Here is a 19,860-nt window from a genome sequence, read left to right as displayed (position 1 = left end):
GGAGGATTTTTCGATGATCGACGGCGTCGCCATCAAGCAACTCAAGGTCATTCCCGACGAGCGGGGGCGCCTCATGGAGATCCTGCGCGCCGACGATGCGCTGTTCCTGAAATTCGGCCAGGTCTACATGACCACCGGCTATCCCGGAGTGGTCAAGGCGTGGCACTACCACAAGATCCAGTACGACCACTTCTGCGTGCTGAAGGGCATGATGAAGGTCGTGCTCTACGACAGCCGCGAGGGGTCCTCGACCAAGGGCGAGGTCAACGAATACTTCCTTGGCGAGCACCGGCCGATCCTGCTCCGGATCCCGCCGCTCGTCTTCCACGGCTTCAAGACGATCTCGGGCGAGGAAGCGCTGCTGATCAACATGTGCACCGAGACGTACAAGCCCGAGGCGCCCGACGAATACCGGTTCCCCCCTCACGACAACGACATCCCGTACGACTGGGCCCGGAAGGACGGGTGACGCGGTGACCGACGCGACGACGCACACGGGGCTCCCGGACGGCGGACTCACGCTTCTGGTGACCGGCGGGGCCGGCTTCATCGGCTCCAACTTCGTCCGCTACATCTACGGTGCGCAGCCCGGCTGGCGCATCGTCAACGTCGATGCGCTGACCTACGCGGGAAACCTGGCCAACCTGTCGGATGTCGCCGGGCGCGACGCCGAGGCCGACCGCCGGTATCGCTTCGTCCGCGCCGACATTTGCGACGCGGCGGCCATCGCCCGGGTCTTCGACGATGAGAAGCCCGACGCCGTGGTCAATTTCGCCGCCGAGACGCACGTCGACCGCAGCATCGACGATCCCGGCCTCTTCCTCAAGACCAACATCCTCGGGACGCAGGTGTTGCTAGACGCGGCGCGCCGGTCCGGCGTCGCCCGGTACCTGCAGATCTCCACCGACGAGGTCTACGGGTCGCTGGGCGCCACCGGCCGATTCACCGAGAGCTCGCCGCTTCGGCCCAACAGCCCCTACGCCGCCAGCAAGACCGCGGCCGACCTGCTGGTGCGCGCCTACTTCAAGACCTACGGCCTGCCCACGCTGACCACGCGCTGCTCGAACAACTACGGGCCCTACCAGTTCCCCGAGAAGCTGATCCCCTTCTTCGTGACGCTCCTGCACGAGGGGCAGCAGGTGCCGGTCTACGGCGACGGCATGAACGTGCGCGACTGGATCCACGTCGACGACCACTCGCGGGCGGTCGAGGGGGTGCTCCTGCGGGGCACGCCGGGTGAGGTCTACAACGTCGGCGGCGGGAACGAACGGACCAACATCGAGATCACGAAGCTGCTGACCGGGCTCATGGGGCGCGACGAATCCGCGATGAAATACGTTCAGGACCGCCCGGGGCACGACCGGCGCTACGCGATCGACGACACCCGGATCCGCACCGAGCTGGGGATCGTCCCGCAGGTGCCGTTCGACGAGGGGCTGCGCGCAACCGTGCGTTGGTACCTCGACAACGAGCCGTGGTGGCGGTCGGTGAAATCGGGCGAATACCGGTCGTTCTTCGACCGGTGGTACACCGGCAAGGGGCGCTGAGACGTTGGGCCGCAGGCGTCTCTATTTCTGGATGCTGGTCGGCTGGGTCGCGCTGACGATCACCCTGACCTCGATCCCGAACCTGGAAACGCCCGTCGATCTTCCCCATGCCGACAAGCTCGCGCATCTCGGCTTCTACGGGGTCATGGGTTTCCTGTTCGCATTGTGGCGGCGGGAGGCCTCCGATCCCGTCCCGCGGTCCATCCTGGTCGCTGTCCTGTTCATCGTCGTTCTCGGCGCCCTCGACGAGGGGCACCAGTCGTTCATCCCGGGAAGGTCGATGGAATTCAACGACTGGCTTGCCGACATGGCGGGGGGCGGGATCGGCTCGCTCTCATCGGGGATCTTCCCGGCCGTGTTCCCGTTTCTGGTGACGAAGCGCCAGTGAAGATCCTGGTCGCCATCAAGCCGGTGCCCAATCCCGACGAGCGGGTGAGGATCTCCGCCGACGGGCTGCGACTCGTGCTCGACGGCGTCAAGACCATCGTCAACCCTTTCTGCGAGATCGCCGTCGAGGAGGCGCTGCGCATTCGGGAGCGGTTGGGGACTTCCGAGGTGGTCGTCGTCACGGTCGGGCCGCTCGCGGCCGATGCACAGCTCCGCACGGCGCTGGCGATGGGGGCCGACCGGGGGGTGCTCGTCCGGCTCGAAGGCGCGGCCGACGCGTTGGTGATCGCAGGACTGCTCCGCAAGGTGGTTGAAGAGGAGTCGCCGGTCCTGGTGCTGCTCGGCAAGCAGGCCGTCGACGACGACAACAACCAGGTCGGGCAGACGCTGGCCGCGCTGTTGTCGTGGCCGCAGGCCACCTTCGCCTCCCGGATCGAATTCCTCGATGACGGGAAGCGCATCCGGGTCGACCGCGAAACCGATGCCGGGATCGAAACGGTCGAGCTGCCGCTTCCCGCGGTGGTGACGGCCGACCTTCGTCTCAACGAGCCCCGCTACGCCTCGTTGCCCGGGATCATGAAGGCCAGGCAGAAAGAGGTGCGCGTCGTCGACGCCGCGACGCTCGGGATCGACCTGACGCCGAAGGTTCGGGTTCTCTCCTTCGAGGCGCCGAGAGCGCGCAAGGGGGGGCGAATCGTTGCCGATGCCGCCGAGCTGGTCCGGCTGCTGCGCGAGGAAGCCCGGGTGATCGGCTGATGGTCGACATCCTGGTCGTCGTCGAGCACCAGGAAGGCGCGTTCCGCAAGTCGACGCTGTCGGCGATCACTGCCGCCAGGCGATTGTCCGCGCTGGTCGGCGGTGCGATCGACGCACTGGTGCTGGGCGAGGGTGCCGCCGCGGTGGCCGTAACGGCCGCGGGGTGCGGCGTCCGGCGCGTGCTGCACGGGGACGCGGCTGTCTTCGCGCACGGCTTGGCGCATCCCCTCGCCACCGCCTGCGCGCAGGTCGTCCGCGAACACGGCTACGGCGCGGTGATGACGCCCGCGAGCACGTTCGGGAAAGATTTCATGCCGCGACTGGCGGGGCTGCTCGACGCGCCGCTGGCGAGCGACATCGTCGGCCTGACGCTCGAGGCGGGGGAATTGCGCGTCCGGCGCCCGATGTACGCGGGCAACGCGATCGCCGCCGTCTTGATGACGGGAAGCCCCTTGATGTTCACCGTACGGCAGACGGCGTTCGATGCGGCTTCGCCGTCCGGCCCGACCGCCCCGATCGTACCGGTCGCGCTCTCGGTCGAATCCGACGGGACCGTGTTCGTCGGCCGCAAGGAGACGAAGTCCGCCCGGCCCGAGCTGACCGAAGCGCGTGTCGTCGTCTCGGGGGGGCGGGGCCTGGGATCGGTCGAGGGATTCTCGCTGGTCGAGCAGCTTGCCGACCGGCTGGGTGCGGCCGTGGGCGCATCGCGGGCGGCGGTCGACGCGGGCTGGGTGCCTAACGACCGGCAGGTGGGACAGACGGGCAAGGTCGTCGCGCCCGAGCTCTACATCGCACTCGGCATCTCGGGGGCGCTCCAGCACCTCGCAGGCATGAAGGATTCGAAGACCATCGTCGCGATCAACAAGGATCCCGAGGCGCCGATCTTCCAGGTCGCCGACTACGGGCTGGTGTCCGACCTGTTCAAGGCGATCCCCGGGATCCTTGCCGCATTGGACAAGACCCAACAGACCTGACCGGAGGTTCCTCCCATGGCGTCACCCAAGTCGTCCCCCGATCTGCTGCAGCGCCTGAAGGTTCGGAAGTTCAAGGCCGGCGTCATCGGCCTGGGCTACGTCGGGTTGCCGCTGGCGATGGAGCTGGTCGAGGCCGGCGTCCCGGTCGTCGGCATCGACGTCGACGAGAGCAAGGTCCGGAAGCTCAACGCCGGCGGTTCCTACATCGGCGACATCCCGTCGGCCACGGTGAAGCGGGCCGTCGATGCGGGGCTCTTTTCCGCGACCACCGACTTTACGGCGATCGCAAAGCTCGACACGGTCAACGTCTGCGTTCCCACGCCGCTGCGCAAGACCAAGGATCCCGACCTCTCCTACATCGTCGCCGCGGCGGAGCAGATCGAGAAGCACCTCCACAAGGGCATGCTCGTGATCCTCGAGAGCACGACCTATCCCGGCACGACGGAAGAGGTGATGGTGCCGATGGCCGAGCGCAAGGGGCTGACCGTCGGACGCGACGTCTTCTTCGCGTTTTCCCCAGAGCGGGTCGATCCCGGCAACGAGAAGTTCACCACGAGGAACATTCCCAAGGTGGTCGGGGGCGTGACGCCCGCCTGCTCGAAGGTGGCTGCCGCGTTCTACGGCGCCTTCCTCGAAAACGTGCACCCCGTCTCCAGGGCCGCCGTCGCCGAGATGGTCAAGCTGCTCGAAAACACCTTCCGCTCGGTCAACATCGGGCTGGTCAACGAGATGGCGCTGATGTGCGACCGGATGGGGCTCGACGTCTGGGAGGTCATCGACGCGGCCAAGACGAAGCCGTTCGGCTTCATGCCGTTCTACCCCGGTCCCGGCATCGGCGGGCATTGCATCCCGCTAGACCCGTTCTACCTTTCCTGGAAGGCGAAGCAGTTCGGCTTCGAATCGCGGTTCATCGAGCTGGCGGGCGTCGTCAACGGGCAGATGCCGCACTACGCGGTCGACAAGGTGGGCGACGCGCTCAACCGGTTCAGGAAATCGGTCAACGGCGCCAAGGTTCTGGTGCTCGGCGTGGCGTACAAGAAGGACATCGACGACGTGCGCGAGTCGCCGGCGCTCGACATCATCCACCTGCTGCAGAAGAAGGGCGCCGTTCTCTCCTATTGCGACCCCCACGTGGCCACGCTCCAGGACGGCGGGAAGCGGATGAAGGGCGTGCCGTTCACCGCAGATACGCTTCGCAAGGCCGATTGCGTCGTGATCGTGACCAACCACGCCGCGTTCGATTACGCGCTCGTGTCCCGCCATTCGAAGGTCGTCGTCGATACACGCAACGCGATGAAGGGATTCCCGGGCAAGAACATCGTCAAGCTGTGAGGAGGAACCACCAGTGACCTATCTCGTGACCGGTGGCGCGGGCTTCATCGGCTCCAACTTGGCCGAGGCGCTCCTGTCGAAGGGCGCGCGCGTCCGTGTCTTCGACAACTTCCTCACCGGGCGCCGGGAGAACCTGGCCGGGTTCCCGGAAGCCTACGGCGATGCGTTCGAACTGGTCGAGGGCGACCTGCGCGATCTCGATGCCGTCCGCGGGGCGGTCGAGGGCGTCTCCTACGTGCTGCACCAGGGGGCGCTCCCGTCGGTCCCCCGCTCGGTGGCCGACCCGCTGTTGACGAACGCGATCAACGTCGACGGCACGCTCAACGTCCTGGTCGCCGCGCGCGACGCGGGCGTCCGGCGCGTCGTGTTCGCGGCCTCCTCCTCGGCCTACGGCGACACCCCCGAGCTGCCCAAGCGCGAGTCGATGACCCCCAACCCGAAGAGTCCATACGCTGCCCAGAAGCTGGCGGGCGAGCACTACCTGCGCATCTTTCATGCGGTCTACGGACTCGAGACGGTGGCGCTGCGGTATTTCAACGTTTTCGGGCCACGGCAGGCTCCGAAGTCGACCTACGCCGCGGTCATCCCCGCCTTCGTCACGGCCGTGCTTTCCGGAACCGCGCCGGTCGTCCACGGCGACGGCGGGCAGACGCGCGATTTCACCTTCGTCGAGAACGTGGTCCAGGCCAACCTTCTGGCCTGCTCGGCGCCTGCCGAAGCGTGCGGGAAGGTATTCAACATCGCGTGCGGCGAGCGCGTTTCGCTTCTCGACATCCTCGAGGCGATCTATGCGTTGGCCGGGAAGCGGGTGGCGCCGAGGTTCGAGCCGCCGCGCGCGGGCGACGTGCGCGACTCGCTGGCCGACATCTCGCTGGCGCAGCAACTTCTGGGCTACGCCCCGCGGGTGCGTTTCTCGGAGGGGCTGGCCCGGGCGATGGACTACTACCGGTCGATCGGCTGAAAGGAACGTTCATGTCGAGAAAGATGGTGTATGGCCTGATCGCGGCGGGAGCGGTTGCCGGGGGGCTGGCTTTCGGAATCGGCAGGATGCGGGGAGACGAGCCCGGACCGGCCGTGCTCTTCGGCGGCAAGGCGCCGGTGGGGGTCAACCGGCCGGGTCCAGGGGGCGCGTTGATGCCGGGCGTCGCGGCGCCCGGGGAATCGGGCGCCTTGCAATCTCCGTCATCCGCCGGCGCGGGTTCCCCTTCCGCAGCCGTCGTGGCGAAGATTGGCCCCCCTCCAAAGCCGCCCGCCGTTCCGACGAAGGCGTCGATCGAGGCGTACCGAGAGGAGATGACCCGGTATCGCCGCCACGCCGCCGAGGCCGAGGGGAGGCTTCCCGCGTTCGAACGGGCCGAACAGGAGCGCCAGGCGCAGGAAGCGGCCCGGGGGGCACAGGATGAAAAGGTCAGGAAAGAGCACGAGGCGCGCGCGGCGAATCGCGAGAAGGAGCGCGCCGACATCCGGAGCGGCCGGAAGACGTTGCCGGATCTGAAGAAGTTTCCCGACATCGCGGTCCGCGCGCCGGATCCGAACCCTCGGAAGTAGGACACGCGATTCCGTTCCGACGGGACGAATAGGAAACACGACGGCCGGAAGGGTTTCCCCTCCCGGCCGTCGTGTTTGGACATGCCCGTCTTGAACGGGCAGCCAGTGGCGGATCTGGCTGTTGCCCTAGAAGAGGGCCACGCCATCGACGTGGTAATAGCCGTCGGTGGCCGACAGTCCGATGCTGCCGCCGGTTCCTTTGGTCACGGTCAGCGTGCCGGCGACGGTCGTCGGGGCACGGTAGCTCCAGAGATCGATGTAGCCGCCGCTGCCTGCGTTGGCGCCCGCCAGCGTACTGGCGGCGTCGCCGCCGTTGACCGCCACGTTGCCTGTGACGGTGGTGACGAGCGACCCGATGTCGAAATGGCCGCCGTTGCCGCCGAGGGCGCCCCCGTTGCCGCCGTTTGCGTTGACGGTGCCCGAGAAGGCGACATCGCCGTTCGTGGCGTACAGGTCGATCCCGCCGCCGTTTCCGCCGCGGAAGTTGTTGTCGTACGTGTTGGCGCCACCGAAGGCGTTTATTGCGGCGTTGCTGGCGAGCCCGTCGTAGCCCCACAAGTAGATGGAGCCGCCGCTCCCGCCGTCGGTGGTCCCGTCCCCGCCCTGGGTGGATAGGGAGCCGCTGTTGACGATGTTGGCGACCGGAAAGCCGGGGGCCGAGGTCAGGCTGGAGGTGCTGTCGTCGGTACGGAGGTCGAGGGAGCCGCCGTTGCCGCCGTTGCCCGCGCTGCCCGCACCGCCTTTGCTTTCGAGCATCGCCTCATTGGCGATGCCGCCCGCCGGGACCTGGATGTAGCCCCAGGTGTCAGACAAGGTGCGGTAGGTGATGCCGGCGCCCCTGCCGCCGACCGTCCCGGAGCCGCCGTTGCACGCGAATTTCCGGTATCCGAGGAAACGGATCCCGCCGGTGTTGGACGCGTTCGGGCCGTAGGAGTTGGTATCGCTCGCGCCGTAGCTGGCGGAGAGGTAGCCGCCGGCTCCGCCGTTGTAGCCGTTGCCGCCCCTGGCGGACAGGTTGCCGGAGATGTCCATCCAGTCGGCGGCGACGGTGAAGCCTGGGCCGCCGCCGTAGTTGTCGTATCCGTAGATGCTATAGAACTGGATATTGCCGCCGTTGCCGCCGTATACAGACGAGACTGCCGTCGGCGCGGCGCCGCCATTGACCGAGAGGTTGCCCGAGGTGGCCAGGTTGCCGCCGTAGTTGTCGATCTCGATGGTGCCGCCATCGCCACCGCGGACCGCGGCCACGTTGTCGGTGGCGTTGCCGCCGTTCCCCGCGATGTCGCCCGAGTTGAGAGTGTTGCCGGCTGCGTTGTTATAGAGCAACAGATCGCCGCCGTGCCCGCCGTTGGTGCCGCCGTTGCCGCCGGAGATGTCGATGACGCCCGAGTTGTAGGTGCTGGCATAATTGGAATAGACATTGAGCCAGTTGCTGTAGCCGGCGCCGTTGCCGCCTTGGGCCGACGTGCCCTTGCCGCCCTTGGCCTGGATCGTCCCGGTGTTGTAGAGGTATGAGTTGGCGACGACCTGGCCGCCGTAGGGGGCGTTACCGCCGTTGATGGCGCCGTCGCCGCCATTGGCCTTGATCGACCCGGTGTTGATCAGGTATCCGTCGGAGCGGAGCGAGAAGTATCCTCCGTCGTACCCGGAGGCTTCAGCCGAGTTGCCGCCCGAGCAGTCGATCGTGCCTTGGTTCAGGATCAGCCCGCCGTTCCTGGTGCTGTTCAGGCTGGAGATCGTCAGCGTCCCGGCAGCGTTGTCCGCGGCTCCGGCCGTGGAGACGACGCCCGAGGTGCGGATGAAGAAGCCGCCGCCGGTCCGGATCGTGAGGGAGGTCTGGGCGCTTGCGCCGACCTCCGACCGAATCGTGCCGAACACCTCGACGTCGTTCGTCAGATCGATGGAGGCGGCATCGGTACCTGCGTTGCCTCCCTGCACGGTGACTGTGACGCCCGGGTTGACGCGGAGGCCGGAGACGACCGAAAGCGTGTTGTCGGCGTTCTTGTACATCAGTTGGGTGTTGTCCAATGTCGTGAAGAAGACCTGGTTGACACCGTCGGCGGGGAAGTCGAAGGAGATGGTCGTATTGGCTGCGATCGTCTTGCCGCCGGCGCCGAATTCGGGCGTGAACGCCGGGATGTTCAGCGTGAACGTCGCGTTGGCCTTCCCGCTCGCGAGCGTCTGGATGCCGCGGACGCCGTAGCTTTCGAGGAAGACTCCGTTGGCGCCGTTGGCGCCGTTGCCGCCGTTGCCGCCCAGGCCGGTCGATGACGCATTGTCGTTGCCGTTGCCGGCGCTGATGTCGGCGAGGTAGGCCGCCGAGCCCGTTAGGGTGTCGGATGGGGCGGCGGGGTCGCTTGAGCTGGCGCTGTTGCAACCCGTTCCCAAGCCGACGAGCGAAAGCAATGCGAGCGCGCCCGCTGCAAGATACAACCGCTGCTTCATGCAAATCTCCTTTCCAATAACCGTTGGGTGCCTTGAATCCCCTGCATTCCTGCGTTTATTAGGTTATCGGTTATCGTTGAATGGAACTTTAGCGATAAGGGGAGGCGGATGTCACAGGATCGTTAGGGGAAACGGGATCAGGACAGCTTTCGGCAGCTCACCAGGAATGCGGAGTGGGAGAACATCCACTGGACGGGACGCACGGACAGCCCCTTGACGTGCCAGGGCCGGTGGATCACCTCGAAGGTGTCGGGGTCGGTGAAGCCGCCGTGCGCCACGACCGCATCGGCGAACTGCTTGATCTGGACCGTGGAGGGCAGGTAGACGAGCATGATTCCGCCGGGAACGAGCGCTTCCGCCGCGTGCGGCACGACGTGCCACGGCTCGGGCAGGTCGAGGACGATCCGGTCGACTTCCCGCTCGGCGATCCCCTGGTAGATGTCGCCCACCTTGACGGTGTGGTTCGGGCAGTCCCCCAGGAACCGCGCGACGGTCTTCGCGCCGCTCTCCGCAAAATCCTCCCGGATTTCGTAAGTGACCAGCTTGCCGCCGGGCCCGATCGCCTCGAGCAGCTTGACGGACAACGCGCCCCAGCCGATGCCCGCCTCGACCACCGTGGCGCCGGGGAAGATGTCGGCCCACAAAAGGATCGGCCCGGTGTCCTTCGGGTAGATGATCTGCGCGTGCCGCTTCTGGTTCATGACGTATTGGATGTAGGTGGGGCGGAAATAGCGGTACTCGGCGCCCATCTGGGTCCAGGCCCGGCCGGCGTCGGGCTTCCCGATGATATCGTCGTGCTGAAGGTTCCCCTTGTGCGTCCCGTGGACCTTGCCCGGGACGAGCACCAGCATTTTTTCCTCGCCCTTCGGATCGACGATGATCACGTCTTCGCCGGCACGCATCGGGCCTTTCGGGTTGCGGACGCTCACGTGTTCTCCTTGTGGGAAGCCTTGGTTTTTGCTTTCATCCGGCAGTAGCCGCAGGTGGAAGACAGCGTCGGCGCCCCGCAGGCGTCGCAAGTCCCGCGCGGTGCGGCAGGCGCCGCGCCGGGGACGAAGCTCGCGGCCTCGATCGCTGCGGCCGTTGCCATCGCCTCGCGCACCGGGTTGGCGCGGTCGAGGAAGCCCGCGTAGAAGGCGAAGCGGCTGCCCGGCATCTTGTCCTCGATCAGCGAGAGCGCTTCCTTGTAGACGAGCGACGTCGCATCCGTGCTCATCGGACATTCCTCGATTACGAAATCGATCCCCTTGAGGAAGGCGTAGGACGCGGTCTCGAGCTCGGAGAGGCGCCACAGCGGCTTGACCTTGCGGACGAGCCCGTCGGTGTCGGCCGGAAGCAAAGGGTGCTGCCGGGCGATGTGGCTCTTCTGCCAGTGGAGGAGGTTGCCGAGCAGGCGCCCCGACTCGTCGTCGAGATTGTGCCCGGTGGCCACGACCGTGAAGTTGCCCTCGGCCGCCACGCGGTTGAAGAAGTAGCGCTTGACCACGCCGCAGACCGAGCATTCGTGCTTCTTGTTGGCGCGCGCCGCCTCGGGAATAGGGACCCCCTCGTCGCGCAGGTCGACGACGATCGGCTTCTTCCCGCGCGCCTCGGCGAACGCGAGCACCTTTTCCTTCGAGCGGTCGGAGTAGCCGGGGATGCCGAGGCCGATATAGAGCCCCTCGGCGTCGTAGCCCATCTCGAGCAGCTCGTCCCACAGGACGAGGCTGTCCTTGCCCCCCGAGACGCAGACGAGCACGCGGTCGTTGTGCGCGAGGAGGCCTTGCTTGCGGATCCCCTCCTCGACCTGGCGGCGGAAGAAGAGAAAGAAGCATTCGGGGCAGAACGCGGCGTTGTGGCTGCGAAGCTCGACGGCCGCGGTCGCCTTGCGGCACCGCTTGCACTTCATGAGAGGGGACTCATCCTCCGGAAACGACGGAGACGATATCGATCGTCTCGCCGTCGTCGACCCGGTGGTCGCGCGTCAGCAGCCGCTTGCCCATCGTGACGATGACGGTGGCGGGACGATGGCCGGTCTCGAGGAGGATGTCCTTGACGAGGCGGGGGCCGGGAATTTCCAGCATCCTGTTTTTTTGGGGAATCCGGACACAGATCATGCGCATCATTGTACCATTGCAGGTATGCCGCAGGACCACCATCAACAGGACCACCACCAAAAGGAGGGATCGATCCCGTGAAGCCCAACAAGCGTATTGCCCTGTCGTTGATCGCCGCCGTCTCCGTCGCTACCCTGGTCGCCTGCTCCAAGCAGGAAGCGCCCAAGACCGAGGCGCCCGCCGCGCCTGCCGCCGCCCCGGCCGTCGCGCCTGCCGCCCCGGCCGCTACGGCTGCCGCGCCCGCGGAGCCCAAGGCGCTCTTCGAGCAGAAGTGCTCCATCTGCCACACGGTCGAACGCGCGACCTCCCGCAAGGAAACGCGCGAGGCATGGGTCGCTCTCGTCAAGAAGATGCAGGCCAAGCAGCCCGGGTCGATCAGCGACGACGACGCCACCAGGATCGTCGACTTCCTGACCGCAGAACACGGCAAGAAGTAGCCGGGGCAGAGGGAGGATCGCCGATGAGAAAGATGCGATGGGCCGTACCGGTTTCAGCCGTCCTGTGCCTCGCCCTGTCCGCGGCCTTTGCGGCCGAGGACGGCAAGGCGCTGTTCGAGTCTAAGTGCACGCTGTGCCACGCCGCGAGCCGGGCGCTGTCGGCGTCCAAGGACAAGGCGGAGTGGGAAGCGACGATTGCGCGGATGAAGGACAAAGGTGCCCGGGTCACCGATCCCGAGGCGCAGGCGATCGCCAGCTACCTCGTCAAGGCGACCGGGAAGTAATCCGCTTCGGCGAGGACCGCGATCAGCGCCCTAGGCCCGTGCGCACCCAGGGTGAGTGTCTGCTCGATGTCGCCGGTGCGGCTGGGCCCGGTGATGAACGCGATCGTGCGGGGCGGGTCGGCGGCGAGCGTCGCCAAAACGTCCTCCATCCGGTCGACGAGAATATCGGGCGATACGAGCGAGACGTGAACGTCGGTGACGAGCCCGGGCAAGAGCGTCCGGCCCTGGCGGCCGGTCTGGACGACGGTGCCGCTCTCGGCGATCGCGAATTCGGCCGACTGGATCCCGGCGGTGACCGGCGACTTCCCGTGCAGCAACTCGGAGGTCGACGCCAGCCGGAACGGGCCCAGCGGCAGCAGCGCATCGGCCAGCGCGCGCGCGGCGGGGTCGCCTTCGGGCACGAGCAGCGCGCTGACACCGGCGCCCCGGAGCGCTTCGCCGAGCGCCGGTAGCACGGCGTAGGCGGATCCGGACAGGACCGTGCCCGCGGCGGCGCGGAGCGCGCCCGAGAAGCGGGCCGCGCGCTCGGCGGGCGTCGCGGGCCTTGCCTCGCGCAGTTCCGGAGCGGGCGGGGCCGGGCGCGCTTCGTCGTGACCGTGCAGGGCGACGCGCAGCCGGCGCAGCAGCGCATCCTTGCGGCCTAGCGGTTCCACGGCGCGATCCCCCGCTTGATCTTCCAGAGCTTCCGGAACGGTTGAACGGCGGGCGCGGGAAAGTCGCGCCGGTCGGTCCAGCCCGACAGCCCGAACGGCAGCCATGGGATCTTCCCGTCCTTGCACAGGAGCTGCGACACGACCCCGGCGATCCGCTCGAATGCCTCGAGGAGGCCTGCTCGTCCCATCATCGCGGCGAATCCCTTCATCCCGGCCACCTCGCCCGGCGTCCGGTGCCCCTGCGCCCGCGCGTCGCCGCGCAGCTCGAGCAGCAGGTCGGGCAGCGGAATCTTGACGGGACAGACGTCGGCGCAGGCGCCGCACAGCGTGCTGGCGTCGGGCAGCGCCGATGCTTCCCGGAGCCCCAGCAGCAGCGGCGACAGTACCGAGCCCATCGGGCCGGGGTAGACCCATCCGTAAGCGTGCCCGCCGATGGTCTGGTAGACCGGGCAGATGTTGAGGCAGGCGCCGCATCGGAGGCACTTGAGGATTTCGCGGTACTTGCCTTTCAGGATCGCGCTGCGGCCGTTGTCGACCAGCAGGATGTGCAGCTTCGAGGGCCCCTCGAGGTCGCCGGGGCGGCGGACGCCGGTCAACACGGAGACGTACGAGGAGATCGGCTGCCCGGTTGCGCTGCGCGTCAGCAGCCGCAGCATCGCCGGCAGGTCGGAAAGCTTCGGGATCACCTTCTCGATCGAGGCGACCGCGAGGTGAACGCGCGGCAGCGTCGTGACCATCCGGGCATTGGCTTCGTTGGAGACGATCGCGATCGACCCGGTCTCGGCCACGAGAAAGTTGGCGCCGCTGATGCCCATCCCGGCCGAGAGGAACTTGTCGCGAAGATGCCTGCGGGCGATCGCGACCAGCTCGGGGATTTCCTCTGTATACGGTTCCCCCAACCTGTCGACGAACAATTGCGACACTTCCTCGCGCGTCTTGTGGACGGCGGGTGCGATCAGGTGCGAGGGCGCCTCGTGCGCGAGCTGGATGATGTATTCGCCCAGGTCGGTCTCGACCGCCTCGACGCCGGCCGATTCGAGCGCCTCGTTGAGCGCGATCTCCTCGGTGGCCATCGACTTGGACTTGACGGCGAGCTTGACCCCTTCTTCCTGCGCGATCCGGACGGCGATCTCGCGCGCCTCGGCGGCGTCGTGCGCGACGTGGACCGATGCTCCCCGCCGCTCGGCTTCTTCGATGAAGCGCGACAGGTGGACGTCGAGATCGCGCAGGACCGAAAGCTTCAGCTGCGAGGCCGCCTCGCGCGCCGCCTCGAAATCGCCCGGGAACGACCGGACGGCCGCGTCGCGGTGCGACAGGAAGCGGTCGGTCGTTCGGGAGATGGCGGACTGGAGATTCCGGTTCGACAGTGCGCGGGCGACGTTGCGGGTGAAATCGTGGCAGCGCGGGATCACGGGGCGTTCCCATCGGCCGGCGGGCCGGCCAGGATCTCCGCCAGGTGGATCGGCTTGACCGGGTAGCCCGACCGGGAAACGGCGCCCCCGATGTTCATGAGGCATCCCAGGTCGCCGGAGGCGACGTACTGCGCGCCGGTCGCCAGGATCCGCTCGATCTTCTTATCGACCATCGCGCAGGAGACGAGCGGGTTCTTCACCGAGAAGACGCCGCCGAATCCGCAGCAGCGGTCGCTTTGCTCCATCTCGACCAGCTCGACGCCGGGAATGGCGCGCAGCAGCGTGCGGGGCTGTTCGCGGACGCCCAGCCCCCGCAGCAGATGGCAGGAGTCGTGGAGCGTGACCTTGCCCTTGAAAGCCGATTTCGGGTCGGTGACGCCCAGGACGTCGACGAGGAACTGCGACAGCTCGTAGACGCGCTCGCCGACGGCGCAGGCGAGGTCGAGCATCCGCGGCTCGTTGCGGAACAGCACCGGGTACATCTCCTTGACCATCACGGCGCACGAGCCCGAGGGGGTCACGATGTACCCCTCGCCGTCGAACGCCCGGAGGAATCCGGCTGCCATCTTCCGAGCTTCCTTCCGGTGGCCGGAGTTGAAGGCCGGCTGGCCGCAGCACGTCTGCGCCGGCGGCACGCGCACCGTGACGCCGAACCGCTCGAGTACGGTCGCGGCGGCCATCGCCACGTTCGGGTAGAGGGCGTCGGCCATGCAGGTGAAGAACAGCGACGCGGTGACGGGGGGGGAAGGGGGCATGGGGACAGTATACAACCGGTCAGAAGAAGATCAGCGTCACCAGGATGAACGTGGGAATGAGGATTGCGCACGACCACGCCATGTAGCCGAAGAACGAGGGCATCCGGACGCCGGATTCCTCGGCGATGGCCTTGACCATGAAGTTGGGGGCGTTTCCGATGTAGCTGTTGGCGCCCATGAAGACCGCTCCGGCGCTGATCGCGGCGAGGAGCGCGGGGGAGACACCCGCAACGCCGGAGCCGTTCCCCATGCCCTGGGCGAGCGAGAAGAAGGTGAGGTAGGTCGGCGCGTTGTCGAGGAAGCTCGACAACGACCCTGAAGCCCAGAAGAGCTGCCAGGGTTGCGAGACGCCCAACGCGCCGCCGCGTGCCTGCAAGAGCAGCAGGGCGGGGATCATCGTCGCGAAGATGGTGGCGAACAGGATCGCCACCTCCCGGATCGGGTGCCACGTGAAGCCGTTTTCTTCGCGTACGGCGCGCGGGGTGAGCCACATCGACAGCCCGGCGGCGCCCGCCATCGCGGCCTCCCGATAAGGGGCCGGCAGGAAGACCGCGCCGATCACAGGCGCCAGCAGCAGGAAGTTGACCGTTCCGTCGATCTTGATCGGGGTCTTTTCCCCACCGGCATCTGCCGCCGCGCCGTCAGTTTTCCGGATCCGCCGGTCGACGAGAAGGAAAACGCCGACGACCGTCCCGAGCGTGAACAGCCAGACAGGCCAGAGCGCCCGCAGGGGCCAGAAGAACGGGACTCCCTTGAGGAAGCCGAGGAACAGGGGGGGATCGCCGATCGGCGTCAGCGCACCGCCGATGTTCGCCACGGTGAAGATGAAGAAGACGACGACGTGGGCACGTCGCTTCCGGTGGGCGTTGGCCCTCAGGAGCGGCCGGAGCAGCAGCATCGAGGCGCCGGTGGTCCCCAGCACGTTCGAGAGGAGGCTACCGCAGAGCAGGAACGCGGCGTTGACGGCCGGAGTCGCGCGAAATGCCCCGCGAACCAGGATGCCGCCCGAGATCGTGAACAGGGAGCCCAGGAGGATGATGAACGAGGCGTAGTCGAGCGCGGTCGTCAGCAGCTCGTGCGGCCCGAAGAAAAGGAATGCCGCGGCGACGGGCAGGCCGAAGGCGGCCGCGACCTTGTTGTAGTGCCGCGACCAGAATTCGGACGCGAGAAGCGGGACGACGGCAAGCGACAGCAGGAAGCCCGCGAACGGCAGCACGGACCAGAGCGGCAGCGACAGGCCTAGGGCGTGGGAGGCGGATTCGGTCAACGGGTCCTCGCGCTACATGAACAGAAAGAGATGATGCTGCGCCTCGCGGATCATCCGGCCGGTGATCGAAAAGCCGAAGACGTCGTTCCAGCGATGCTCGCCGAAGCCGCCCAGGACCACGGCATCGACCTGCTCCCGCTTGCACGCCGCGAGAAAGTTCTCGATCTTGGGCATCGGGGCGATCACCGATTCGAGACCGGTATAACCGTCTTCCTCGAGGACTTCCTTGGGGCCGGCGATCTTCCGCTCCGCACGCTCGGAGTCGTCGTCGACCGCGAGCAGGACGGTGCGGACCCCGGACTTCCAGAGCCCCATCCGCGCCATCGCGCCGACGGCCCGCAGCGTCCGCTCCCCGCCGCCGCACCCGACGGCCAACGTCCGTACGGCCCGCCAGGGTGAAGCGCACAACAGGACGGGCACGGTGCGGTCCTTCATGAGCGAGAGGGCGAGTCCCGCGGGCTTGTCCTCGCCGCCGAAAGCGAAATGGGCGTTGATTCCCGCAACCAGCAGGTCTGCGTCGACCGAGGCCAGGACGAGCTCCTCGCGCGGATCGCCCTCGACCATCTTCCCGTCGGTGGGGACGCCGGCCTCTCCGCACCGGCGAAGCGCGGCCTTCAGAGACTCGGCCGCGATGTCCCGCTCGCGCGCGGTGATCTCCTCGACGACGTCGTGGGCGATCTCGATCGCGCCCGGCGTCGCCCCCGCTTCGATGCTGCGGATGCGTTCGGTGTCGACGATGGACAGGATGCGGATCTTTCCCCCGTGGGCGCGAGCGATGTCGATGGCCATCTCGAGCGCGTCGGGGGGGGAGCCCGGGGTGGGCAGCGGGTAGAGGATTTTCATGGGGAAACCTCCGTTTCGGTGTGCCTTGCCCCAAGGATATTACGGTGGATTGCGGATGCGAACACAAAAAGGGCGGGAGCCCCCCGCGGCAGCCGGAGCCGCCGCGGGGAACTCCCGTCGTCGTGACGATCTAGAGCGCTTCCTTGCCGCGCTCGCCGGTGCGGATCCGGACGACGTCCTCGATATCGTAGACGAAGATCTTGCCGTCTCCGATCTTGCCGGTGCGGGCGGCGGTGACGATCCGCTCGACCACGGCCGGGACCGTGTCCGCCGGGACCGCGACCTCGATCTTGATCTTCGGGATGAAGTCGACCACGTATTCCGCACCGCGGTAGATTTCGGTGTGTCCCTTCTGCCGGCCGAAGCCCTTGACCTCGGACACGGTCATGCCCGTGATACCGATGTCGTTGAGCGCCTTCTTGACGTCGTCGACCTTGAACGGCTTGATGATGGCTTCCACTTTTTTCATGGCTGTTCTCCTGGTCTTTCGCTTGTCCCGGTTACCGGGGCATGTTCCGGAGGTTGAAGTCGGGGTAGGCGACGACCGCCACTTCGCTCTGGTCGCAGCCTTCAAGCTCGGCTTCTTCGGAGACGCGCAGGCCGATCGTCAGGTCGAGCACCTTGAATACGACGTAGCCGATGGCGCCGACGTAGATCAGGTTGGTCGCCGTCCCGATGACCTGGGCGAGGAACTGTCCGGGATCGCCGTAGAAGAGCCCCTTGACCGTGCCCGCGACGCCGTTCCATCCGTCGCCGTACATCCCGTCGGCGAAAAGGCCGAGCGAGAGGACGCCCCAGGCGCCGTTGAAGCCGTGGACCGCGATCGCGCCGACCGGATCGTCGACCTTGAGCGTCCGCTCGACGAAGAAGATCGCCCAGCAGACCAGAATGCCGGCGACGAGGCCGATGAAGACGGCCGCCATCGAGTTGACGAAGGCGCACGGCGCCGTGATCGCGACGAGACCCGCGAGAAGACCGTTGGCCATCATGCTGATGTCGGGCTTGCCGTAACGCAGCCACATGTAGAGCATGGCCGAGAAGGAGGAGGCGCCGCCCGCCAGCATCGTGTTGACGGCGACCACGCCGATGCGCAAATCGGTGCCGGCCAGGGTGGAGCCGGCGTTGAAGCCGAACCAGCCGAACGCGAGGATGAAGCAGCCGACGACCGCCATCGGGATGTGGTGGCCGGGAATCGCCTGCGGGGTGCCGTCCTTGGCATACTTGCCGATGCGCGGCCCGAGGATCTTGGCGCCGACGAAGGCGAGGACGCCGCCGGTCAGGTGGACGACCGAGGAGCCGGCGAAGTCGACATGGCCGTGGCCCAGGCCGAAGTTGCTGCCGAGCTTGGACAGCCAGCCGCCGCCCCACACCCAGTTGCCGTACAGCGGGTAGATGAGACCGCCGACCAGGAAGGCATACGGGACGAACGACTTGAAGTTCCACCGCTCGGCCATCGAGCCGGTCGGGATCGTCGCGGTGGTATCCATGAACACCATCTGGAAGAGGAACATCGTGAAGATCGATGCGTCATAGGCGCCGCCGCCGAGGCAGAAGCCCTTCGTGCCGAACAGGCCGAACTCCTTGCCGAACAGGTGGACGACGAATTCGCTGTTCATCGTGCCACCGCCGCCCAGCGTGGCGAAGGGGCCCGCGCCGCCCATCTGGATCGCGAAGCCGGTGAGCCAGAAGCCGAGCATGCCCAGTCCGTAGACCATGAAGTTCATCGCCATGGTGTGGCCGGCGTTCTTGGCGCGGGTGAAGCCGGTTTCCGCCATCGCGAAGCCCGCCTGCATGAACATGACGAGGAAGCCGCAGACGAGCGTCCAGACGGTGTTTATGGCGATCCGGTTGTGGCCGACCGTATCGGCGACCTTGGCGGCCAGCGGCTCGGTCTTGCCCATCAGCTTGAGATCGTTGTCGGTCGGCGCGCCCGCAGAGCCGCCGATGATGTCGCCGACGCCGCCGGTGTTTACGCCGGAGGGGTCGGGCTTTGGCTCGGCCGCCGCGGGGGCAGGTGCGGCCGCTGCCGGAGCCGCCGCGGCGGCAGGCGCCGCGTTGTCGGCCGTCTTCGCCGCGGCGTTGTCTTCCGCAAAGGACGTAAAGAGGGAGCCGGCGAACATCGAAAGCATCGCCAGGCACAGGAATATCGTGGCTGCCTTTCTCGTTATGCGTTTCATCTTGCGTCTCCTCGTCTACCCGTTCATGGAACGGGACTTTTTTTCAGAACGGCTCGCGTAGTCGGGATGTCCCCTACGGGAAGTTGATGTCGACCTGCACGGTCGCCGTGTTCTGGCCGCCCGTGGCCTTGCTGTTGTAGATGTCGTAGCCGAGGATCACGCTGACATTCTTCGCAAACGCCCAGGAGGCGCCGAAGGACAGTGCGCCCATCGCGCTCTTCGTGCCCTGGTAGTCGACGCCCAGCCACAGCTTGTCGGAGATCTCGGTCATCGTGCGGTCCCAAGACAGCAGCACGCCGCTCGCGTCGTTGTTGCCCTGTGCGTCGTTCAGCAGGTAGCTGTTGCCCACGAACCAACCGGCGGAGATGCGTCCGAGCACCGGGATCGTCTTCGCCGCCTCGGCGTAGGCGATGTTCTGATCGGTCACCTTGCGTCGCGTCCCGGCGTTGTAAATGCCGGCCGCGAGGGCGGGCGAGCCCTTGAATAGTGCGTCTTCCGGCGTTCCGATCTTGGCGTGCCCATAGAGCGGGTTGCTGTCGAGGTTGACGGTGTTGCCGTCGGGGCCGGTCGCCGTGGCGCCCGAGTACATCAGGTCGAAGCCGACCTCGGCTTGCACTTTCTCGAACGGCGAGACGCCGAAGGTCGGTCCGATGACGTAGAGCGGGTTCGACCGGGTGCCGTCGGGGTTGTTGCTCGTCCGGATGTAGCTGTCGACGTTCAGGTGAACGGTCTTGAAGGCCTGGACGTCGGTCGACGGGATCCAGATCTGCGTCGAAGGGGTGGCCAGCGCGGTGCCCGTGAGCGCGCAGAGCGCGACGGCGGCAAGGGAAAGGTTCCGGAGCAGGGAGCGGTTCGACATCTTTGCCTCCTTGAAATGTTGTTGCCGGTAGACAACGCAGTATGCGTGCCGAATCGCCGCTCCGGGGAATGCGACGCCGCAAGTGGTC

At 67.0% G+C, this 19,860-nt stretch carries 22 protein-coding genes; 10 read left to right on the top strand and 12 right to left on the bottom strand.

Annotated elements, in window-relative coordinates; all coding sequences use genetic code 11:
* The first annotated feature begins 13 nt into the window (after window positions 1-13).
* Genes VGK27_01855 through VGK27_01820 form a run of 8 tightly spaced genes read left to right on the top strand, consistent with a single transcriptional unit; the run spans window position 14 to window position 6,544 of the window.
* Entirely contained in the window at window positions 14-469 is a 456-nt protein-coding gene (locus VGK27_01855) for a dTDP-4-dehydrorhamnose 3,5-epimerase family protein (protein ID HEY3488848.1), read from the top strand.
* A 4-nt stretch (window positions 470-473) separates the two neighbouring features.
* Window positions 474-1,547, top strand: a complete 1,074-nt coding sequence (gene rfbB, locus VGK27_01850) for a dTDP-glucose 4,6-dehydratase (protein ID HEY3488847.1) — start codon at window positions 474-476, stop codon at window positions 1,545-1,547.
* A 4-nt stretch (window positions 1,548-1,551) separates the two neighbouring features.
* The gene (locus VGK27_01845; GenBank protein HEY3488846.1) at window positions 1,552-1,935 is read left to right on the top strand and encodes a VanZ family protein; all 384 of its coding nucleotides are present in this window, start codon (window positions 1,552-1,554) and stop codon (window positions 1,933-1,935) included.
* Entirely contained in the window at window positions 1,932-2,690 is a 759-nt protein-coding gene (locus VGK27_01840; GenBank protein HEY3488845.1) for an electron transfer flavoprotein subunit beta/FixA family protein, read from the top strand. The genes VGK27_01845 and VGK27_01840 overlap by 4 nt, the downstream gene beginning before the upstream one ends.
* Window positions 2,690-3,664 (top strand): electron transfer flavoprotein subunit alpha/FixB family protein, encoded by a 975-nt coding sequence (locus VGK27_01835; protein ID HEY3488844.1) that lies wholly within the window; start codon window positions 2,690-2,692, stop codon window positions 3,662-3,664. Before VGK27_01840 ends, VGK27_01835 begins: the two co-directional genes overlap by 1 nt.
* 15 nt (window positions 3,665-3,679) lie before the next feature.
* Window positions 3,680-4,996 (top strand): nucleotide sugar dehydrogenase, encoded by a 1,317-nt coding sequence (locus tag VGK27_01830; protein ID HEY3488843.1) that lies wholly within the window; start codon window positions 3,680-3,682, stop codon window positions 4,994-4,996.
* A 13-nt stretch (window positions 4,997-5,009) separates the two neighbouring features.
* Entirely contained in the window at window positions 5,010-5,957 is a 948-nt protein-coding gene (locus VGK27_01825; protein HEY3488842.1) for an SDR family oxidoreductase, read from the top strand.
* 11 nt (window positions 5,958-5,968) lie between these two features.
* Window positions 5,969-6,544, top strand: coding sequence for a hypothetical protein (locus tag VGK27_01820; GenBank protein HEY3488841.1), 576 nt, complete (start codon window positions 5,969-5,971; stop codon window positions 6,542-6,544).
* A 126-nt stretch (window positions 6,545-6,670) separates the two neighbouring features.
* Here the strand turns inward: VGK27_01820 and VGK27_01815 are convergent, their stop codons facing one another.
* The 4 genes from VGK27_01815 to VGK27_01800 form a co-directional block, all read right to left on the bottom strand.
* Window positions 6,671-8,989, bottom strand: a complete 2,319-nt coding sequence (locus tag VGK27_01815; protein HEY3488840.1) for a hypothetical protein — start codon at window positions 8,987-8,989, stop codon at window positions 6,671-6,673.
* Between the two features lie 137 nt (window positions 8,990-9,126).
* Window positions 9,127-9,918: a tRNA (adenine-N1)-methyltransferase gene (locus VGK27_01810; protein HEY3488839.1), complete on the bottom strand. Its 792-nt coding sequence runs from the start codon at window positions 9,916-9,918 to the stop codon at window positions 9,127-9,129.
* Window positions 9,915-10,877, bottom strand: coding sequence for a hypothetical protein (locus VGK27_01805; protein HEY3488838.1), 963 nt, complete (start codon window positions 10,875-10,877; stop codon window positions 9,915-9,917). The genes VGK27_01810 and VGK27_01805 overlap by 4 nt, the downstream gene beginning before the upstream one ends.
* Window positions 10,878-10,887: 10 nt before the next feature.
* Window positions 10,888-11,052 carry a hypothetical protein gene (locus VGK27_01800; protein ID HEY3488837.1) on the bottom strand — a complete coding sequence of 55 codons (165 nt, stop codon included), beginning with the start codon at window positions 11,050-11,052 and terminating at the stop codon, window positions 10,888-10,890.
* A 110-nt stretch (window positions 11,053-11,162) separates the two neighbouring features.
* Here VGK27_01800 and VGK27_01795 point away from each other — a divergent pair, with 110 nt between their 5' ends.
* A complete protein-coding gene (locus tag VGK27_01795; protein ID HEY3488836.1) occupies window positions 11,163-11,522 on the top strand; it encodes a cytochrome c in 360 nt (119 codons plus the stop codon).
* 23 nt (window positions 11,523-11,545) lie between these two features.
* The gene (locus VGK27_01790; protein ID HEY3488835.1) at window positions 11,546-11,806 is read left to right on the top strand and encodes a cytochrome c; all 261 of its coding nucleotides are present in this window, start codon (window positions 11,546-11,548) and stop codon (window positions 11,804-11,806) included.
* On the opposite strand, the gene VGK27_01785 is transcribed toward VGK27_01790, so the two are convergent.
* From VGK27_01785 to VGK27_01750, 8 genes are all read right to left on the bottom strand, one after another.
* Window positions 11,779-12,459, bottom strand: coding sequence for an LUD domain-containing protein (locus VGK27_01785; GenBank protein ID HEY3488834.1), 681 nt, complete (start codon window positions 12,457-12,459; stop codon window positions 11,779-11,781). The two genes, VGK27_01790 and VGK27_01785, sit on opposite strands and share 28 nt — an antisense overlap.
* A complete protein-coding gene (locus tag VGK27_01780) occupies window positions 12,447-13,871 on the bottom strand; it encodes a LutB/LldF family L-lactate oxidation iron-sulfur protein (GenBank protein ID HEY3488833.1) in 1,425 nt (474 codons plus the stop codon). Before VGK27_01780 ends, VGK27_01785 begins: the two co-directional genes overlap by 13 nt.
* Entirely contained in the window at window positions 13,868-14,626 is a 759-nt protein-coding gene (locus VGK27_01775) for a (Fe-S)-binding protein (GenBank protein ID HEY3488832.1), read from the bottom strand. Before VGK27_01775 ends, VGK27_01780 begins: the two co-directional genes overlap by 4 nt.
* 19 nt (window positions 14,627-14,645) lie before the next feature.
* On the bottom strand, window positions 14,646-15,893 hold the full coding sequence (locus VGK27_01770; protein ID HEY3488831.1) for a sodium:proton antiporter: 1,248 nt from the start codon (window positions 15,891-15,893) through the stop codon (window positions 14,646-14,648).
* Between the two features lie 12 nt (window positions 15,894-15,905).
* Window positions 15,906-16,736, bottom strand: coding sequence for a universal stress protein (locus VGK27_01765; GenBank protein ID HEY3488830.1), 831 nt, complete (start codon window positions 16,734-16,736; stop codon window positions 15,906-15,908).
* Window positions 16,737-16,866: 130 nt separating this feature from the next.
* Window positions 16,867-17,205: a P-II family nitrogen regulator gene (locus tag VGK27_01760; GenBank protein HEY3488829.1), complete on the bottom strand. Its 339-nt coding sequence runs from the start codon at window positions 17,203-17,205 to the stop codon at window positions 16,867-16,869.
* Between the two features lie 31 nt (window positions 17,206-17,236).
* Window positions 17,237-18,913, bottom strand: a complete 1,677-nt coding sequence (locus VGK27_01755) for an ammonium transporter (protein HEY3488828.1) — start codon at window positions 18,911-18,913, stop codon at window positions 17,237-17,239.
* Window positions 18,914-18,986: 73 nt separating this feature from the next.
* Window positions 18,987-19,772: a hypothetical protein gene (locus tag VGK27_01750; GenBank protein ID HEY3488827.1), complete on the bottom strand. Its 786-nt coding sequence runs from the start codon at window positions 19,770-19,772 to the stop codon at window positions 18,987-18,989.
* Between the last annotated feature and the right edge of the window lie 88 nt (window positions 19,773-19,860).

Source organism: Candidatus Deferrimicrobiaceae bacterium (assembly GCA_036504035.1).
Classification (GTDB): Bacteria; Desulfobacterota; Deferrimicrobia; order Deferrimicrobiales; family Deferrimicrobiaceae; genus JANXPS01.
This window is presented reverse-complemented; position numbering and strand designations above follow the sequence as displayed.

Excerpts from the sequence above, each read along its gene's own strand:
- VGK27_01855 (HEY3488848.1), top strand. The coding sequence starts at position 14 with ATGATCGACGGCGTCGCCATCAAGCAACTCAAGGTCATTCCCGACGAG.
- VGK27_01835 (HEY3488844.1), top strand. The coding sequence starts at position 2,690 with ATGGTCGACATCCTGGTCGTCGTCGAGCACCAGGAAGGCGCGTTCCGC.
- VGK27_01830 (HEY3488843.1), top strand. The coding sequence starts at position 3,680 with ATGGCGTCACCCAAGTCGTCCCCCGATCTGCTGCAGCGCCTGAAGGTT.
- VGK27_01820 (HEY3488841.1), top strand. The coding sequence starts at position 5,969 with ATGTCGAGAAAGATGGTGTATGGCCTGATCGCGGCGGGAGCGGTTGCC.
- VGK27_01815 (HEY3488840.1), bottom strand. The coding sequence starts at position 8,989 with ATGAAGCAGCGGTTGTATCTTGCAGCGGGCGCGCTCGCATTGCTTTCG.
- VGK27_01805 (HEY3488838.1), bottom strand. The coding sequence starts at position 10,877 with ATGAAGTGCAAGCGGTGCCGCAAGGCGACCGCGGCCGTCGAGCTTCGC.
- VGK27_01800 (HEY3488837.1), bottom strand. The coding sequence starts at position 11,052 with ATGCTGGAAATTCCCGGCCCCCGCCTCGTCAAGGACATCCTCCTCGAG.
- VGK27_01790 (HEY3488835.1), top strand. The coding sequence starts at position 11,546 with ATGAGAAAGATGCGATGGGCCGTACCGGTTTCAGCCGTCCTGTGCCTC.
- VGK27_01775 (HEY3488832.1), bottom strand. The coding sequence starts at position 14,626 with ATGCCCCCTTCCCCCCCCGTCACCGCGTCGCTGTTCTTCACCTGCATG.
- VGK27_01765 (HEY3488830.1), bottom strand. The coding sequence starts at position 16,736 with ATGAAAATCCTCTACCCGCTGCCCACCCCGGGCTCCCCCCCCGACGCG.
- VGK27_01760 (HEY3488829.1), bottom strand. The coding sequence starts at position 17,205 with ATGAAAAAAGTGGAAGCCATCATCAAGCCGTTCAAGGTCGACGACGTC.
- VGK27_01755 (HEY3488828.1), bottom strand. The coding sequence starts at position 18,913 with ATGAAACGCATAACGAGAAAGGCAGCCACGATATTCCTGTGCCTGGCG.
- VGK27_01750 (HEY3488827.1), bottom strand. The coding sequence starts at position 19,772 with ATGTCGAACCGCTCCCTGCTCCGGAACCTTTCCCTTGCCGCCGTCGCG.